The organism is Nocardia pneumoniae NBRC 100136, from assembly GCF_000308755.1.
GTDB classification, from domain to species: Bacteria; Actinomycetota; Actinomycetes; order Mycobacteriales; family Mycobacteriaceae; genus Nocardia; species Nocardia pneumoniae.
Genome location: NZ_BAGF01000020.1, coordinates 15,479 through 31,422 on the forward strand (window position 1 = coordinate 15,479; position 15,944 = coordinate 31,422).

19 protein-coding genes are annotated in these 15,944 nt (G+C 68.1%); 12 read left to right on the forward strand and 7 right to left on the reverse strand.

Translation table 11 applies throughout. The features are described 5' to 3' along the window. Nucleotides 1-99 precede the first annotated feature (99 nt). Nucleotides 100-1,740, reverse strand: coding sequence for an acyl-CoA carboxylase subunit beta (locus ON34_RS05050; protein ID WP_040774851.1), 1,641 nt, complete (start codon nucleotides 1,738-1,740; stop codon nucleotides 100-102). Between the two features lie 204 nt (nucleotides 1,741-1,944). On the opposite strand from ON34_RS05050, the gene ON34_RS05055 reads away from it, so the two are divergent. The 5 genes from ON34_RS05055 to ON34_RS05075 all read left to right on the forward strand — a co-directional run bounded on the left by ON34_RS05055 (nucleotide 1,945) and on the right by ON34_RS05075 (nucleotide 5,698). Next, the gene (locus ON34_RS05055; RefSeq protein WP_040774853.1) at nucleotides 1,945-2,145 is read left to right on the forward strand and encodes a hypothetical protein; all 201 of its coding nucleotides are present in this window, start codon (nucleotides 1,945-1,947) and stop codon (nucleotides 2,143-2,145) included. Nucleotides 2,146-2,173: 28 nt separating this feature from the next. After that, on the forward strand, nucleotides 2,174-2,974 hold the full coding sequence (locus tag ON34_RS05060) for a biotin--[acetyl-CoA-carboxylase] ligase (RefSeq protein ID WP_040774855.1): 801 nt from the start codon (nucleotides 2,174-2,176) through the stop codon (nucleotides 2,972-2,974). 177 nt (nucleotides 2,975-3,151) lie between these two features. After that, nucleotides 3,152-3,697 carry a PH domain-containing protein gene (locus ON34_RS05065; RefSeq protein ID WP_040774857.1) on the forward strand — a complete coding sequence of 182 codons (546 nt, stop codon included), beginning with the start codon at nucleotides 3,152-3,154 and terminating at the stop codon, nucleotides 3,695-3,697. A gap of 17 nt (nucleotides 3,698-3,714) precedes the next feature. Beyond that, nucleotides 3,715-4,392 (forward strand): response regulator transcription factor, encoded by a 678-nt coding sequence (locus tag ON34_RS05070; protein ID WP_040774858.1) that lies wholly within the window; start codon nucleotides 3,715-3,717, stop codon nucleotides 4,390-4,392. 1 nt (nucleotide 4,393) lies between these two features. Further along, nucleotides 4,394-5,698 (forward strand): sensor histidine kinase, encoded by a 1,305-nt coding sequence (locus ON34_RS05075; protein ID WP_040774860.1) that lies wholly within the window; start codon nucleotides 4,394-4,396, stop codon nucleotides 5,696-5,698. Between the two features lie 2 nt (nucleotides 5,699-5,700). Here the strand turns inward: ON34_RS05075 and ON34_RS05080 are convergent, their stop codons facing one another. After that, the gene (locus ON34_RS05080; protein WP_040774863.1) at nucleotides 5,701-6,240 is read right to left on the reverse strand and encodes a GtrA family protein; all 540 of its coding nucleotides are present in this window, start codon (nucleotides 6,238-6,240) and stop codon (nucleotides 5,701-5,703) included. 39 nt (nucleotides 6,241-6,279) lie between these two features. Between ON34_RS05080 and ON34_RS05085 the strand changes: the two genes are divergently transcribed. From ON34_RS05085 to ON34_RS35800, 5 genes are all read left to right on the forward strand, one after another. Beyond that, complete coding sequence (locus ON34_RS05085; RefSeq protein WP_040774865.1) at nucleotides 6,280-7,500, forward strand: 5-(carboxyamino)imidazole ribonucleotide synthase; 1,221 nt, start codon at nucleotides 6,280-6,282, stop codon at nucleotides 7,498-7,500. Continuing rightward, a complete protein-coding gene (gene purE / locus ON34_RS05090) occupies nucleotides 7,493-8,008 on the forward strand; it encodes a 5-(carboxyamino)imidazole ribonucleotide mutase (RefSeq protein WP_040774867.1) in 516 nt (171 codons plus the stop codon). Before ON34_RS05085 ends, purE begins: the two co-directional genes overlap by 8 nt. Nucleotides 8,009-8,243: 235 nt before the next feature. Then, nucleotides 8,244-8,930, forward strand: coding sequence for a TetR family transcriptional regulator (locus tag ON34_RS05095; RefSeq protein WP_051022162.1), 687 nt, complete (start codon nucleotides 8,244-8,246; stop codon nucleotides 8,928-8,930). Between the two features lie 153 nt (nucleotides 8,931-9,083). After that, on the forward strand, nucleotides 9,084-10,241 hold the full coding sequence (locus tag ON34_RS05100; protein WP_040774869.1) for an acyl-CoA dehydrogenase: 1,158 nt from the start codon (nucleotides 9,084-9,086) through the stop codon (nucleotides 10,239-10,241). Between the two features lie 155 nt (nucleotides 10,242-10,396). After that, nucleotides 10,397-10,549, forward strand: a complete 153-nt coding sequence (locus tag ON34_RS35800; protein ID WP_157172179.1) for a hypothetical protein — start codon at nucleotides 10,397-10,399, stop codon at nucleotides 10,547-10,549. A gap of 88 nt (nucleotides 10,550-10,637) precedes the next feature. On the opposite strand, the gene ON34_RS05105 is transcribed toward ON34_RS35800, so the two are convergent. Together ON34_RS05105 and ON34_RS05110 are read right to left on the reverse strand one after the other, a co-directional pair. After that, nucleotides 10,638-10,922: a GNAT family N-acetyltransferase gene (locus ON34_RS05105; protein ID WP_040774871.1), complete on the reverse strand. Its 285-nt coding sequence runs from the start codon at nucleotides 10,920-10,922 to the stop codon at nucleotides 10,638-10,640. Between the two features lie 46 nt (nucleotides 10,923-10,968). Beyond that, complete coding sequence (locus ON34_RS05110; protein ID WP_040774874.1) at nucleotides 10,969-12,327, reverse strand: FAD-binding oxidoreductase; 1,359 nt, start codon at nucleotides 12,325-12,327, stop codon at nucleotides 10,969-10,971. A 212-nt stretch (nucleotides 12,328-12,539) separates the two neighbouring features. On the opposite strand from ON34_RS05110, the gene ON34_RS38020 reads away from it, so the two are divergent. Together ON34_RS38020 and ON34_RS05115 are read left to right on the forward strand one after the other, a co-directional pair. After that, entirely contained in the window at nucleotides 12,540-12,674 is a 135-nt protein-coding gene (locus ON34_RS38020; RefSeq protein ID WP_281032435.1) for a hypothetical protein, read from the forward strand. Between the two features lie 29 nt (nucleotides 12,675-12,703). Further along, nucleotides 12,704-13,216 carry a GtrA family protein gene (locus ON34_RS05115; protein ID WP_051022163.1) on the forward strand — a complete coding sequence of 171 codons (513 nt, stop codon included), beginning with the start codon at nucleotides 12,704-12,706 and terminating at the stop codon, nucleotides 13,214-13,216. Between the two features lie 521 nt (nucleotides 13,217-13,737). On the opposite strand, the gene ON34_RS05120 is transcribed toward ON34_RS05115, so the two are convergent. From ON34_RS05120 to ON34_RS05130, 3 genes are read right to left on the reverse strand one after another with little or no spacing between them, the layout of a single operon-like run. After that, entirely contained in the window at nucleotides 13,738-14,391 is a 654-nt protein-coding gene (locus ON34_RS05120; RefSeq protein ID WP_040774877.1) for a Type 1 glutamine amidotransferase-like domain-containing protein, read from the reverse strand. A gap of 5 nt (nucleotides 14,392-14,396) precedes the next feature. Further along, nucleotides 14,397-15,233 (reverse strand): maleylpyruvate isomerase family mycothiol-dependent enzyme, encoded by an 837-nt coding sequence (locus ON34_RS05125; RefSeq protein ID WP_040774879.1) that lies wholly within the window; start codon nucleotides 15,231-15,233, stop codon nucleotides 14,397-14,399. Continuing rightward, complete coding sequence (locus tag ON34_RS05130; protein ID WP_040775028.1) at nucleotides 15,230-15,691, reverse strand: HIT family protein; 462 nt, start codon at nucleotides 15,689-15,691, stop codon at nucleotides 15,230-15,232. Before ON34_RS05130 ends, ON34_RS05125 begins: the two co-directional genes overlap by 4 nt. Nucleotides 15,692-15,944: the final 253 nt, after the last annotated feature.

Genomic DNA, 15,944 nt, shown 5'->3' on the forward strand with positions numbered 1-15,944 from the left:
GGCGGATCCACGCCGCATGAGTAGTACCGAGGCCGATGCCACCCTTTGTGCGCGGCCTAACGAGGGTATCGCTCGATCACAGCGGAATGTTGCCCTTCATCACAGCGGAATGTTGCCGTGCTTCTTGGGCGGAAGGGTCACCATCTTGCGCTCGAGCAGTCGCAGCGCGGACACGATCTGGCCCCGCGTGTGCGACGGCGGGATGACCGCGTCCACGTATCCGCGCTCGGCGGCGACGTACGGGTTCACCAGGGTGTCCTCGTACTCGTTCTGCAGCTCGAGCCGCAGCGCATCGACGTCCGCGCCCTCCTTGGCGGCTTGCTGCAGCTGCTTGCGGTAGACGAATCCGACGGCGCCGGAAGCGCCCATGACGGCGATCTGCGCGGTCGGCCAGGCGAGGTTCACGTCGGCGCCCATGTGCTTGGAACCCATGACGTCGTAGGCGCCGCCGTAGGCCTTGCGGGTGATGATCGTGATTTTGCCCACAGTGGCCTCGCCGTAGGCGTAGAGGAGCTTCGCGCCGCGCCGGATGATGCCGTTGTACTCCTGGCCGGTGCCGGGCAGGAAGCCGGGAACGTCGACCAGGGTGATGATCGGGATGTTGAACGCGTCGCAGGTGCGCACGAACCGGGCGGCCTTCTCCGAGGCGTCGATGTCCAGGCAGCCCGCGAACTGGGTGGGCTGGTTGGCCACGATGCCGACGCTGCGGCCGTCGATCCGGCCGAAGCCGACGATGACGTTCATCGCGCGCTCGGCCTGCACCTCGAGGAACTCGTCGTCGTCGAGCAGGCGACGGATCACCTCGTGCATGTCGTAGGGCTGGTTCGGCGAGTCCGGGATGATCGTGTCCAGCTCGAGGTCCTCCTCGGTGAGCGAGTCCTCGATCGCGCCGGTGATCGGGTCGGTGGCCGGGAACCGCGGCGCTTCGGCGCGGTTGTTGCTCGGCAGGTAGGACAGCAGGTCCTTGACGTAGTCCAGCGCGTCCTGCTCGCCCGAGGCTACGTAGTGCGCCACACCGGACTTCACCATGTGCGTGTGCGCGCCGCCCAGGTCCTCCATGGTGACGTCCTCGCCGGTGACCGTCTTGATGACGTCCGGGCCGGTGACGAACATCTGGCTGGTGCCGTCGACCATCACCACGAAGTCGGTCAGCGCGGGGGAGTACACGTGACCGCCCGCGGCCGGCCCCATGATCAACGAGATCTGCGGGATCACGCCGGAGGCCTGGATGTTGCGGTGGAAGATCTCGCCGTAGAGGCCGAGAGAGACCACGCCCTCCTGGATGCGCGCGCCCGCGCCCTCGTTGATGCCGATCAGCGGACGGCCCGTCTTCAGGGCCAGGTCCATCACCTTGACGATCTTCTCGCCGTAGACCTCGCCGAGACTGCCGCCGAACACGGTGACGTCCTGGCTGAAGATGCACACGTCACGGCCGTCGATGGTGCCGTAGCCGGTGACCACGCCGTCGCCGAGCGGGCGGTTGTTCTCCAGGCCGAAGTTGACGCTGCGGTGGCGGGCGAGTGCGTCGAGTTCGACGAAGGAACCCTCGTCCAGCAGGGCGAGGATGCGCTCGCGGGCGGTCATCTTGCCCTTCGCGTGCACCTTGTCGACCGCGGCCTCACCCATGGGGTGCTTGGCCTCTTCCAGCCGATTCCGCAGGTCAGCCAGCTTCCCGGCGGTGGTGTGGATATCGGGGGAGCCCGCCGGGCCGGAGGAGGGCTGCTGCTGGACACTCGTCATGGCTCCGGAGTGTAACCAGTGCCAATGCTCCTCTGTAAAGGTGTCGGCGCTACCGGCGAGTAGAAAACCGCAGCTAGATCATATTTCCGAGGCAAAATTCCTGGTCGGTCACCGGGCTGGACGGCGGAAAATGAGTATCGCCCGCCGGTCGTGTCCGGATAGCCTGGGGCACGGTGATTTTCGAGCTCAGGGGAGGAGCGCGTCATGTGGGGATGGAGTAGAACGGTCGCCGAGTACGCCGCCGCTGCGGCGTGGACGTACACGCAGAGCGCCGAGACCGAGCCGAAGTACGGGGAGCCCGAATACTGGGCCGAGACCACCGCCGAGGAGCTGTCCGCCGACGCCGATGGGGTGCGTATCGCGGCGCGCGATCCGATGCTCCGCGAGTACGACCTGGCCGGGTAGCGCCTCACCCGACGGGTAGCCTGCCGGTATGCAGAGGCCACCGTTGGATGCGGAGCAATTACGGCGCAGCGTCATCGAGTCGCCCGAGCTGTCGTTCTTCTCGCAGATCGACGTGGTGGAGTCGACCGGGTCCACGAACACGGACTTGATCGCGCGCGCGGCCGAACCGGGCATCGACCACGCGGTGCTCCTGGCGGAGGCGCAGGAGCAGGGGCGCGGCAGGCACGCGCGGGTTTGGGTCAGCCCGCCCCGGGCGCAGATCTCGATGTCGGTGCTGGTGCGACTGCGTGGCATCGACCCGGCCACGCTCGGCTGGCTGTCTCTGCTGACCGGCGTGGCCGTGGTCGACGCGCTGCGGGCGACCGCGGGCGTGCCCGCCGAACTCAAGTGGCCCAACGACGTGTTGATCGATGGCCGCAAGGTCGCGGGCATCCTCGCCGAGGTCGCTGCGGGTGCGGGCGCACCCGTGGTGGTGGTAGGCGTGGGGCTCAACGTGAGCCTCACCGAAGCGGAACTGCCGGTGCCGCACGCCACCTCGCTCGTCCTGGCCGGGGCGCAACAGATCGATCGCACCGTGCTCGTCCGCTCGCTGCTGGCCGAGTTCGCCCGCCGTTTCACCGCCTGGCGGGACGACGACTGGGCGATCGGCGAACTGGCTGCCGCCTATCGCGAGCGGTGCGCCACGATCGGCACCAAGGTTCGCGCCGAATTGCCCGGCGGCCGGACGCTGACGGGCGTCGCGGAAGACATCGACGACGCCGGGCGCCTGCTCATCGGTGGCGAAGCGGTGTCGGCGGCCGACGTGACGCACCTGCGCCCTGAGCAGTGACCGCCGAAACGGCAAGCGGCACAACGCCATACTGCGCTGCACGTCTGTCTTCAGCGCGTCGGCGGTCGGTCGATCCGAGCGACGACCGTGCTCGGCCATCAGCGCGCTGACGATTGCGCGGCATGACGCGCTGCGGTGTGCGCCTTTCCGGCATCCGCAGCCGGTAGGGTGCGTGACATGGGTTATCCGGAGGATGTCCTGGCGCCCGACGAACAGCTGATACTCCATCGTCATCCGCATTGGAAAATGCTGTTCTGGCCGATCGTGACGCTGATCGTCGCCACCGCGCTCGCCGGTTTCGCGGCGGGACTCGTCTCGCGCAAAGCCGAGGGCACCGTACTCTCCGCGTCGCTGATCGCGGTGCTCGTGGTGTACGTGGGAATTCTCCTGTGGCGTTGTGTCGCACCGATTGTCACGTGGAAGTCGACGCATTTCATCGTCACCGACCGCAGGGTGCTGGTGCGCCAGGGCGTGATCACCCACAGCGGCATCGACATCCCGATGAGCCGGATTTCCAGTGTCCAGTTCCGGCACGGCCTGTTCGACCGGTTGCTCGGCACGGGGACGCTGATCATCGAGTCGTCCTCCTCCGAGCCGTTGGAGTACGACGACATCCCGTCCGTCCAGCAGGTGCACGCGCTGCTGTATCACCAGGTGTTCGAGGTCGAACGCCACAACAACGGGCACGACGAGCGCTGGGACGACCGCCGCAGCTACCGGTGAGCCCGTAACCTGGGCGTATGACCGCCGTACTGCTGGCCGAAGACGACGAGGCCATCGCCGCTCCGCTCTCGCGCGCGCTCGGCCGCGAGGGCTACTCGGTGACCGTCGAGAGTTTCGGGCCCGCCGTGCTGCGGCGTGCCCTGGAGGGCGGCCACGATCTGCTCATTCTCGACCTCGGCCTGCCCGGCATGGACGGGCTGGAGGTGTGCCGTCAGGTGCGTGCCCGCGGCGCGGATCTGGCCGTGCTGATGCTCACCGCGCGCACCGACGAGGTGGACTTCGTGGTCGGGCTGGACGCGGGTGCCGACGACTACGTCGGCAAGCCGTTCCGTCTCGCCGAGCTGCTCGCCCGGGTGCGAGCGCTGTTGCGGCGCAGCGGGATCGGCGACGACACGGTGGAGGTCGGCGGTATTCGCTTGGAGCCGGCGGCGCGGCGGGTGCTGGTCAACGGCGTCGAAGTCGGTTTGGCCAACAAGGAATACGAGCTGCTCAAGGTGCTGATCGACCGGGCGGGCCAGGTGGTGCCGCGAGACACCATCCTGCGCGAGGTGTGGGGCGACGCCGAGCTGCGCGGCTCCAAGACTTTGGACATGCACATGTCCTGGCTGCGCCGCAAGATCGGCGACGAGGGGCCGATGGCCGAACGGCGCATCGTCACCGTTCGCGGTGTCGGGTTCCGGCTGAACACCGACTGACATGCGCCGCCGCATTCTGCGTTCGATGCTCACCGTCCTGACGCTCACCACGGTGGTGCTCGGCGTGCCGCTGATCTACACGGCGTGGCTGTGGGTGGAGGACATCACCCGCAACGACCTGCAGAACCGGCTGGACCGGATCGCGTCGGAGATCATCGCGCAGGAGCACGGCGATGGGATGGTGCTCGGCGAGCTGGACACCAGGTCGGTGGCGCCGCTGGTGCCCGAGAACAGCAGACTGACCATCGTGTATCCCTCGCCAGGGGACAACGCCTCCCGCCGCGACCTGGGCGCGTCCGACGTGCCCGACCCGCTGGTCGAGTCGCTGTCGATGGGCACGTCCGGGTCATTGCGGCTGGAGGTGCCTTCGGCGCCGATGCACGCGATGCAGCGCCAAGCGGTCGCGGTGGTGGCCCTGGCGGTGCTCGCGTCGCTGGGCGCGGCCGTCTCGGTGGCGGTGGTGACCGCGCGCCGGGTGGCCGATCCGCTGCGCGACGTCGCGGCACGCGCCGCGCGGCTTGCGATGGGCGATTTCCGTCCCGATCCGCGCAGGCACGGCATCGCCGAACTGGATCGCGTCTCCGACGTGCTCGATTCCGCGACCGTGGAGATCGCCGGTCGACTCCAGCGCGAGCACGCCCTGGTCGCCGACGTCTCGCATCAGCTGCGCAGCAGGCTCACCGCCGTGCGGCTGCGCCTCGACGAGCTGTCCGCGCACGCCGATCCGGAGGTGGTGCACGAGGCCGAGGAGGCGATGGCCCAGGTGGACCGGCTCACCGAAGCGATCGACGACCTGGTGCGCGCGTCCCGCGACGAGGACGCGGCCGACCGCGACCCGCTGCCGGTGATGGACGAACTGCGCGGCGTGGTGGCCGAATGGACCCACCCGTTCACCGAGGCGGGCCGCACCCTGACGCTGACCGGCGACGAGTCGCTGCGCGCGCCGATCACGGGCTCGCGGTTGCGCGAGGCGGTGGCGGTACTGGTGGACAACGCCCTCATGCACGGCGGCGGGACCTGCACGGTGTCGGTGCGTTCGGTGCGGCCGGGAGCCGACCGCGAGCCGCTGGTGTGCGTCGAAGTCGCCGACGAGGGCCACGGCGTGCGCGACGAGCTGGCGCCGCACATCTTCGACCGGGGATTCTCCGCGGGCGGTTCGACGGGTGTGGGGCTGGCGCTGGCGCGGGCCCTGGTCGAGGCCGACGGCGGTCGGCTGGAGTTGCAGCGGCGCAGGCCCGCGCTGTTCGCGGTGTTCCTCGGGTCGTCGAAGGTTCGTCCACCCGCGGTGGTGCCCGAGCCGCGGTGAATTCAGCTGCGGCCGAGTTCCTCTTCCACGAGATCCACGAATTCCGCTTCCAGCTCGCTCATCTCGTCCGGGAAGACCCAGCGGCGCATCGCCCAGAACCGGAAGGCCATCTGCAGCAGATTGCCGATGATGAACGCGCTGATGAAGTCGGCGATGTTCTCCACCGTGAAGCTGACGTTGGGTTGCCGCAGGTCGAAGATGTAGCTGGAAATCCAGAGCGGAGTGAAGGCCAGGACGACGCCGACGCCGCTGACGCCGAAGAACAGCAGCGCTTCGTGATGGCGCTCGCGTCCGCCCCGGTTCTTGAACGACCACTCCCGGTTGAGGATGTAGGAGGCGATCACGGCGATGACGCCGGAGATGATCTTGGCGGTCACCGGTTTCTCCGCCAGCACCGTCCACTTGAGCATGTAGAAGATGCCGCTGTCGATGACGAACGTGGTCGCGCCGACGATCGCGAACTTGATCAGTTCCCGATGCCGGTACGCGATATCTTGCAGCGGCTTGGGGAGGACGCTGACCACGTCGTCGACGAATGACACAAGACCGGAGTGTACCGGTCCCGATCATTTGCGCCGGACATGACAATATGGTCCGACGTGAGCGCTCGTTCCTTCGATCCATCGGCCATGCCCACCGTCACCATGATCGGTGGTGGCCAGCTCGCGCGCATGACCCACCAGGCGGCGATCGCGCTGGGCCAGCGGCTGCGCGTGCTCGCCGAGAACCCCGACGACCCGGCCGCGCAGGTCAGCCCGGATGTCGTGCTCGGCAGCCACACCGATCTGACCGCGCTGCGCAAAGCCGCGGTCGGCTCCCACGCACTCACCTTCGACCACGAGCATGTGCCGACCGAGCACTTGGAGGCGCTGGTCGCCGAGGGCGTCAACGTGCAGCCGCCGCCGCGGGCGCTGGTCCACGCGCAGGACAAGCTGGCCATGCGCACCAAGCTGAGCGAGCTCGGGCTGCCCGTGCCCGCCTTCACACCGGTCACCTCGGTCGCCGACGCGGTGCGCTTCGGTCAGGAACACGACTGGCGGATCGTGTTGAAGGCGGTGCGCGGCGGTTACGACGGGCGCGGTGTGTGGATGCCCGAGTCCGCCGACGCGGCCGAGGCGATCGTCAGCGATCAGCTCGCACACGGCGTCCAACTGCTCGCCGAGGCGAAGGTCGACCTGAAGCGGGAGCTGTCGGCGATGGTGGCGCGTTCGCCGTTCGGGCAGGCGGCGACGTGGCCGGTGGTGGAGACGGTGCAGCGCAAAGGGCAGTGCGCGGTGGTGATCGCGCCCGCGCCCGGTCTGCCGGACGACACGGCCGCCGCCGCGGAGACCATGGCGCTGAATCTCGCCAAGGAACTCGGCGTCGTCGGCGTGATGGCGGTGGAGCTGTTCGAGACCACCGACGGCGAACTGCTGGTGAACGAGCTGGCCATGCGGCCGCACAATTCCGGGCACTGGGGAATGGACGGCGCCCGCACCGGCCAGTTCGAGCAGCATCTGCGCGCCGTGCTCGACTACCCGCTCGGCGACACCGCTCCGCTCGCGCCGGTCACGGTGATGGCCAATATCCTCGGCGCGCCGCAGGCCCCGGCCATGTCGATGGACGAGCGGCTGCATCACCTGTTCGCCAGGATGCCCGAGGCGAAGGTGCACCTGTACGGCAAGGGCGAGCGCCCCGATCGCAAGATCGGGCACGTGAACGTCCTCGGCGACGACGTGGCCGAGGTTCGGGAGAAGGCCGAGCGGGCGGCGCACTGGATGTCGCACGCGGTTTGGACCGATAGATGGGATCCGCATGAGTGAAGCAGAGGCCGTGACCCCGTCGGTCGGCCTGATCATGGGCAGCGACTCCGACTGGCCCACCATGGAGGCCGCGGCCGAAGCGCTGGCGGAGTTCGGGATTCGCTTCGAGGTGGGCGTCGTCTCGGCGCACCGCACCCCCCAGCGCATGCTCGACTACGCGCGCGAGGCCGCGGGCCGCGGGCTGAAAGTGATCATCGCGGGCGCGGGCGGCGCCGCCCACCTCCCCGGCATGGTCGCCTCCGCCACCCCGCTCCCGGTGATCGGCGTACCGGTCCCGCTGAAGTACCTCGACGGCATGGACTCGCTGCTGTCCATCGTCCAGATGCCCGCAGGCGTCCCCGTCGCCACCGTCTCCATCGGCGGCGCCCGCAACGCGGGCCTGCTGGCCGCCCGCATCCTCGCCGCGCACGACCCATCCCTGCGCACCCGCATGGAACAGTTCCAGGCCGGACTGGAACAGATGGTCCTGGACAAAGACGACGCCCTGCGCACCAAACTCCTGGGCTGACCCGTTTCCGTCAGCGGTCGCGACGACCCGCCCGCAAGCTCGCGACCGCCTCCACCAATCCGGCGTTCTCCAAGCGTCCAGCACATCTTCGACGGTCTCCGGCGGGATGACGCGTGAGTCGGTGATCTGCTGAACGCACGCCCACACCACGCGGTCGTCCGAACTCTTGGCTTCGACATGCCATGGCGCTAAGGGTGGGAAACCGTGGCCGTCGCAACCTGATTACGGTGGGTCCGTGACTACAGGGGATATCGCTCGGCCGCGGGGCAACGACGACACCGCGTACTTTCGGCTCACGGTGGTCGATCAGGCGCTGCGGTTGTTCGCCGAGAAGGGGTACGAGGCGACGACGGTGGATGAGATCGCGGAGGCCGCCGGGATCTCGCGGCGGACGTTCTTCCGGCAGTTCCGGTCGAAAGAGGATGTGATCTTCGCGGATCACGAGTCGCAGTTGGCGCAGGCGGCCGAGTTTCTATCCGCGTCGCGCGAGGACCCGTGGGAGGCGGTGTGCTCGGCGGTGGTGCAAGTGTTCGAGCGATTCACACAGTGGCGGGACATCGCGGCGCGGCGGTATCAGGTGGTGCGCCGGGTGCCCGCGCTGCGTGAGCGGGAGATCGTCACGGTCTTCCGTTACGAGCGGTTGTTCACCGACTACCTGAGGGAGCGGCTGCCCGAAGTCCCGGATCTGGCCCGGGTGCAGTTCACCGCGGCCGTGACGGCCACGCACAACTACCTGTTGCGCCGGATGGTGCGGGGCGAGTCGGACGCGGGAGCCACGGATCTGCGCGTGGAACTGGCCGCGATTCCGCGCGGCGCCAGGCGCACGGCGAACGCCGATGAGCTGGTCGTCGCCGTGTTTCCCCGCGACGCCCCGCCCAGGCAGGTGGCCGATCTGCTCCTCCGCAAGCTCGGAACGCTCTGAGCACGCCAGGAATGCGACCAATCTGACACTGAGTGCCACAGTTTATCTGCATGTGGTTGCCGTATATGTGGGTATACTCGATGGCAAAATGGCACTGAGTGCCGAATGCTGGCGGACATCAGCGATCACCACCGACGACCAGGAGTGAGCCCGATGGCGGGAAACCCCGATTTCGACCTGTTCAAGCTCGAGGATTTCCACGATGAGCTGCGCGAGGCGATCCGTGCGCTCGCGGAGAAGGAGATCGCCCCGCACGCCAAGGACGTCGACGGCAACTCCCGGTTCCCCGAAGAGGCGCTGACCGCGCTCAACGCCTCGGGCTTCAACGCCGTGCACGTCCCCGAGGCGTACGGCGGCCAGGGCGCCGACTCGGTGGCCACCTGCATCGTGATCGAAGAGGTCGCCCGCGTCTGCGGCTCCTCCTCGCTGATCCCCGCGGTGAACAAGCTCGGCACCATGGGCCTGATCCTGAACGGCTCCGAGGAGCTGAAGAAGAAGGTGCTGCCCGACATCGTCAACGGCGAGATGGCCTCCTACGCGCTGTCCGAGCGCGAGGCCGGCTCCGACGCGGCCAGCATGCGCACCCGCGCCAAGCAGGACGGCGACGACTGGATCATCAACGGCTCCAAGTGCTGGATCACCAACGGCGGCAAGTCCTCCTGGTACACCGTGATGGCGGTGACCGATGCGGACAAGGGCGCCAACGGCATCTCGGCCTTTCTGGTGCACAAGGACGACGAGGGCTTCGTGGTCGGCCCGCTGGAGCACAAGCTCGGCATCAAGGGCTCGCCCACCGCGGAGCTGTACTTCGAGAACTGCCGCGTGCCGGGTGACCGCATCGTCGGCGAGCCGGGCACCGGCTTCAAGACCGCGCTGCAGACCCTCGACCACACCCGCCCGACCATCGGCGCGCAGGCCGTCGGCCTCGCCCAGGGCGCGCTGGACGCGGCCATCGCCTACACGAAGGACCGCAAGCAGTTCGGCAAGTCGATCGCAGACTTCCAGAACACCCAGTTCATGCTCGCCGACATGGCGATGAAGATCGAGGCCGCCCGCCTCATGGTCTACAGCTCGGCCGCCCGCGCCGAGCGCGGCGAGAAGAACCTCGGCTTCATCTCCGCCGCCGCCAAGTGCTTCGCCTCCGACGTCGCCATGGAAGTCACCACCAACGCCGTCCAGCTCTTCGGCGGCGCGGGCTACACCACCGACTTCCCGGTGGAGCGCATGATGCGCGACGCGAAGATCACCCAGATCTACGAGGGCACCAACCAGATCCAGCGCCTGGTCATGTCCCGCGCGCTGCTCAAGTGAGGTTTTTGTAGATCGCCGGATGTTCGGGCGTGCCCGGCAACGCTTCTCAGGCCGTCTCCAGGCCGTCGAGGAGCGCAGGCCGCCCGAGCATTCTGTCGATTGCACGCGGCGCCGCTCGTCCTCGACGAAACCAAATGCGTGTAGGTCCGCACGACATGGCCGTCTATGAGAACTTCGAGCGCTGTGTACGGCGTATCTTCGAGCTGATCAAGCGTACGCAATTGCGGTTTCCTGGCAAGCCGCGCCATCTCCTGTTACGTGTGCAGGGGCACCGCAATGCTGCAGGCGGGTTCGCCGCGACGCTTTAGAGGCTGCGGTGACACCGAGCGTAGTCGAAAGGTGGTTGGCCCTGCCTGGCTGAGCCGCCATTTCACTCCGCTCGGTAACGGGGTGCGACTATCCGACGAGGTCGGCGTATTCGCGGTGTTCGGTGATGTACTTCTCGACGTACCAGCAGGTGGGGATGACCGAGAAGCCCGCTTTGCGGGTGTCGTCGAGGGCGTAACCGACGACTTGGGCGGCGATGCCGTGGCCGCGGAATTCGGGGAAGGTCAGGGTGTGGTGGAAGTCGCGGACCTTCTTGTCGGCGTTTTCGGCGTAGTCGGCGTACCCGGCGAGGGTGTCGTCGATGTAGATCTCGAAGCGGGTGTCGGCGACGTTGTGTTCGAGCCTGGTCGTCATGATGGGGTAGAACTCCTTGGCGGCGGGGAATGTTCCGTGGGCGCGGTTACAGGATCGCGCCGGGGTTGAGGATGCCGTTCGGGTCGAGTGCGTCCTTGATGCGCCGGGTCAGGGCCATCACGTCGGGGCCGAGCTGATCGGGCAGCCAGGCCTTCTTCAATCGGCCGACGCCGTGTTCGCCGGTGATGGTGCCGCCGAGGGCGATGGCCAGGTCCATGATCTCGCCGAAGGCGCGGTGTGCTCGTGCGGTGTGGTCCGGGTCGGAGGGGTCGTGCACGATCAGGGGGTGGGTGTTCCCATCGCCCGCGTGCGCGATCACCGACACCGTCACCGCGTTGCGTTCCGCGATCGCGGCGATGCCGGTGACCAGGTCGCCGAGCCGGGGCAGCGGCACGCCGACGTCTTCCAGCAGCAGGGGGCCGAGTTTCTCCACGGCGGGGATCGCGAAACGCCGTGCGGCGGCGAAGGCTTCGCCCTCCGCGGGGTCTTCGGTGTGGAAAACCTCTGTCGCGCCTGCCTTCTCGCAGGCCGTCGCCATGATCTCGGCCTCGCGCCGAGCGAATTCGCCGGGTGCGTCCGACCGGGCGACCAGCAGGGCGGCCGCCGTGCGATCCAGGCCCATCCGCAACTCGTCCTCGACGGCGTTGATCGACACCGAGTCCATGAACTCGAGCATCGACGGCCGCAGTTCGCCGGTGATGGTCAAGATCGCCTCGGTGGCGGCGGTGAGCGTGCCGAAGCTCGCGACGACCGTGCTCTGCGGCGGCTGCGCGGGCAGCAGCCGCAGGGTGAGCTCGGTGATCACCCCCAGCGTGCCCTCGCTGCCGACGAACAGCTTGGTCAGCGACAACCCCGCCGAGTCCTTCAGTCGCGGACCACCGAGCCGCACGACGGTGCCATCGGCCAGCACGACTTCCATGCCGAGCACGTAGTCGGTGGTCACCCCGTACTTCACACAGCACAGGCCGCCCGCGTTGGTCGCGGCGTTGCCGCCGATGGAGCAGATCTCGAACGACGACGGATCCGGCGGGTACCACAGTCCGTGCTCCGCGACCGCGCGCTTGACCTCCGCGTTGAGCAGACCCGGCTGCACCACCGCCGTCCTGGTCACCGGATCGACCGTGATCGCGCGCATCCGCTCGGTGCTCAGCACGATCCCGCCGTCGACAGCGGTCGAGCCGCCGGACAGGCCGGATCCAGCGCCGCGCGGGATCACCGGCACGCGGTGGGCGCTGGCCCACCGCAGTGTCGCGGCCACGTCATCGGTGCTGGTGGCGCGCACCACGGCCACGGCGGTGCCCGCGTCGGGATCACGCGCCCAGTCCTGCCGGTAGCTCGCGAGCAGATCGGCGTCGGTGAGCACCGCGCCGTCGGGGAGGCAGGCGATCAGGTCTTCCAGGTCCACATATTCACGCTAGCTGCCCGTGCCCGATATGTGCTGCCGGGGCGACGCGTCAGCGTGCAACGGGCGGAAGCGAGACAAGATAAGTCGACCGCGGTATCGACCCGGGTACCGACACCAGACCACCGACCGTCCGCCGCTCGAGCACGCGGGCGAACACGACCAATGGTTGATCGGCTGACCGCTGCGTGGTCTGCGGTCGGTGAAGCGGCCCGATGCTCAGCGCCGCGATGCCCGCGGAGGTGGTCGCAGACGCCGACGTGCCCTCGCGACTCGGGCTCGACGATCCGGCGGCGCGTACCATGCGCGGATCTGCCGAGCTACCGGCCGGTCTCCCGCTGCTCATCTGACGGACACCTGCCGCTGGCAGGCTGGCCGCGTGCACGAGCTGTCCGAGACCGCCGACACCATCGCCGATCGGTTCACCCGCTGGTGCGAGGCGGTCGTCCACCGTTTGCCGTTCGGGCTGGATCGTCTCGTCCCGCCCACCTTCCTGGGCTTCGCTCTGATCAACAGCTTCACCTTCGGTGTCGACTTGGCTCTGCTCACCCTCTTGCACGGGTGGTGGGGGCTGCCGATCTGGCTGTCGGTGACGGTGGGATACGTATGCGCGTTCGGCCTCAGCTTCGTGCTCAACCGAACGTTCAATTTCCATTCGCACGCGCCGGTCGGCAGGCAGGCCGCCGTGTACGTCGTGGTGATCGTCATCAACTACCTGGCGTTCATCCTCGGAGTCGGTAGCGGGCTCACCGCGCTCGGTGTGGAATACCACCTGTCCCGCCTGCTGGCGGGTGGCTGCGAGGCCGTCTACATGTACAGCGCCATGCGGTGGGTGGTCTTCCGCCGCCGGGCGGCCGAGCCGGAACCGCGACTGGCGCCTGAGGCGACGTGAGCTCGTCGCGCAGGTAGTTCAGCGGACGCCGTCCGTCCGTACGGCAGCACTGCGGAATCGATTGGGGTGCAACGATTCTTGACGCCGTGATCACGTAAGGTGGATGCACCTCCAGCCGAGGGGCGGTGGACATGGTCCACACACCGCGCCCAGGAAGGAGGTGGTGGGGGATGGCGAAACATCGCCGGAGAAAGCAAGAGACCCCGGTCGACTACGGCATCGTGCTGGTTGCTGCTGCCGTGATCGCCGGGGCGCTCATGCTGGTCCGCCGAGCGTGGACTAGGTAACCCACCGGGTGGGGCCGTCGGCTAGGGCGGTCCCACCTGCTCAGCATCACTCGCGTGACGCATTCAGTGTAGAACCGCGGTGCAGAAGTTGCATAGCAGCGATCCAAGTCGGCCCCAAGGCCGACCACAGAGGCGATTCGGTGTGCGAACTTTTCGGCCATGTGCTCGATGTCGATCGGGCAATACGTTGCCAAGAATACGAGTACTCGACCCCGGATAGTGCCTGGGGAACGTTTATGTTGCCGTGGGACCGATCAGTTCCTCGACGCGTGCTCCATCCACGACGATCGCATCGTCGTCGGTGAGCGCCCAGTGCTCGACACCCTCGGCTCGGTAGCGAGCGGCGAGCCGGTTGCTCTCGCCATCCGGATCGGTGGCGGAATCGATGTGCGGGACGATTGCCCGATCGACCAAACCGAGTCCGTCCCATTGTGGTTCGATACCGCACGCGGGCGCTACTTCGGCGGGATCGTCGACCGAGTCGATGCCGTGCAGGTCCGGTGTCAGCACACAGGCGCCCGCGCTGTAACCCGCGTATGCCAGCGCGTCGTCGGCGAGCAGCTTTGTGAGCGCGAGATCCGCTCCGCTGCGGGCGAATTGGGCGCGCAGCACGAAAGTGTTCCCGCCGCGGACCCACACGAGGGGAAACTCGGCGAGGCGGCGCTCGAGTTCCGCGGTACCGCCCACGAAGTCGCGCAGATCGATCTCTTCCGGAGCCCATCCGAGTTTGCGCAACGGCACGAACTCACTGGTGACGGCGGACGCTCGCATATCCGGCCAAGCGTCGCAAGCGTTTCCGATGACCGCGACCCGGCCCGGCGGCCCGGCGAGCGCGACCAGCCGGTGGTAGTGCGCTCCGAAACGGTAGCTGGACAGAAAGAGGCGCACGCGGATCAGAGGGTGAAGGCCAGGTGGCGAACCAGCCGTTGCCCGAGTTCGGCGTCGCCCTCGATGGTGATCTCGTCGAGGTGCTCCTCGGCCTTCGTCCGACCGCAGCCCAGCCGCACGAACAGCCCCGAGTCCATGCCGATCTCGACCGTGGCGGGCTGGTCGAACGCGTCGACATAGTTGGCGCGGCCCGCCACCTGGATGAGCAGCGTCCTGGCCAGCGGGCCGGTCAGCGTGAAAGCGATCCGCGCACCGTCCGGCGCCTCGCCCTTCTTGGCGACCACGCGCGGAATGCCGAGCAGGAACTCGGCGAAGGCCAGCTCGCCGCGCGGACCGCCTTCCTCGACCCGAACGCCCAGCGCGTCGGCGATGTCGAGCTCGTGCATCCAGCAGTCGAACAACCGCACCCGCATGAACCGGCCGTAGCTGATCTGACCGATCGGCGACACGGTTTCCTTCGCCCACTCGGCGTCGCCCATCGCCGCCAGCGCCGCTCGCCTGCGGTCGACGACGTCGCGGTAGAACTCGAGCAGCCGGGCGCCGGACAGCGGGCGCAGCCGGTCCACCCAGATCTCGTTGAGCACCGCGGTCTCGTTGCGCACGTAGGGAAGCGTGCGCACATCGGTCTTGGCCCTGGTCGGGTCGTGGGCGGGCGGACGGTCGCCGAGCAGCCAGGACTCGGTGCCGATGACGTGGGCGACGATGTCGAACACGGTCCAGCCGGGCAGCGACGACGGCGTGCGCCAGCCCTCCTCGTCCAGCGGGGCGACCAGCGCTTCGATCGCGTCCCATTGCTGCGACAGGAGGCTGATCTGCGCGGTGCGGTCCAGCGTCTCGGTCATCCGTCGGATTCCTTTTCCGGGCCTTCGCCCTCGTTGTCCAGTGCCGCGATGCCATCCCGGATGGCGGCGGCGGTCGTGACGGGATCGTGCGGGCGTCGCAGCAGAAAACCTTTGGCGAAGCGGAGCGTGTCGCCGTGGCGGCGGGGGATCACGTGCAGGTGGACGTGCGGGACCGTCTGAAACGCGGCGATGCCGTCGTTGAGGACCAGGTTGGCGCCGTCCGCGGCGAGGCTGCTGCGGCGGATGGCCAGCGCCAGCCGATGTCCGGCCCGGAAGATCTGCGCGCCGAGTTCGGCATCGAGGTCCTCCAACTCGGCCGCGTGCCGCTTGGGGATCACCAGCGTGTGCCCGCGGGCGACCGGCCGGATGTCGAGGAACGCGCACAGCGTGTCGTCCTCGTACACCTTGGCCGCTGGAGCCTCGCCCGCCACGATGCGGCAGAAGACGCAGTCGTTCACACGCTGGACCATACGGCGTACGAGCTCCCCGGAACACCCCGTGTGCCGATCGAGCATGACGCGCGTCACTGTTCCACGACACGCCGAGGCCGTGACCAGTTGTCGAACCTCGAGGTAAGTAAGGGACTTTTCCGTCCGGTCTTGCCGCGTTCACCTGCGGAGACCACGATCACACAGCGAGAGGGAAAACGAGTAGACCGCGGGTTCGGCAGTCGGCGGCCCGCTCCACGATGACCGGCCATCCCGGTGTCGC

Bases quoted from the DNA above. Each gene is read 5' to 3' on its own strand.
- ON34_RS38020 (WP_281032435.1), top strand. From the start codon at position 12,540: ATGCTCAGCGCCGCGATGCCCGCGGAGGTGGTCGCAGACGCCGACGTG.
- ON34_RS05055 (WP_040774853.1), top strand. From the start codon at position 1,945: ATGTGGGGATGGAGTAGAACGGTCGCCGAGTACGCCGCCGCTGCGGCG.
- ON34_RS05070 (WP_040774858.1), top strand. From the start codon at position 3,715: ATGACCGCCGTACTGCTGGCCGAAGACGACGAGGCCATCGCCGCTCCG.
- ON34_RS35800 (WP_157172179.1), top strand. From the start codon at position 10,397: ATGGCCGTCTATGAGAACTTCGAGCGCTGTGTACGGCGTATCTTCGAG.
- ON34_RS05065 (WP_040774857.1), top strand. From the start codon at position 3,152: ATGGGTTATCCGGAGGATGTCCTGGCGCCCGACGAACAGCTGATACTC.
- ON34_RS05125 (WP_040774879.1), bottom strand. From the start codon at position 15,233: ATGACCGAGACGCTGGACCGCACCGCGCAGATCAGCCTCCTGTCGCAG.
- purE (WP_040774867.1), top strand. From the start codon at position 7,493: ATGAGTGAAGCAGAGGCCGTGACCCCGTCGGTCGGCCTGATCATGGGC.
- ON34_RS05060 (WP_040774855.1), top strand. From the start codon at position 2,174: ATGCAGAGGCCACCGTTGGATGCGGAGCAATTACGGCGCAGCGTCATC.
- ON34_RS05085 (WP_040774865.1), top strand. From the start codon at position 6,280: ATGACAATATGGTCCGACGTGAGCGCTCGTTCCTTCGATCCATCGGCC.
- ON34_RS05050 (WP_040774851.1), bottom strand. From the start codon at position 1,740: ATGACGAGTGTCCAGCAGCAGCCCTCCTCCGGCCCGGCGGGCTCCCCC.
- ON34_RS05105 (WP_040774871.1), bottom strand. From the start codon at position 10,922: ATGACGACCAGGCTCGAACACAACGTCGCCGACACCCGCTTCGAGATC.
- ON34_RS05075 (WP_040774860.1), top strand. From the start codon at position 4,394: ATGCGCCGCCGCATTCTGCGTTCGATGCTCACCGTCCTGACGCTCACC.
- ON34_RS05100 (WP_040774869.1), top strand. From the start codon at position 9,084: ATGGCGGGAAACCCCGATTTCGACCTGTTCAAGCTCGAGGATTTCCAC.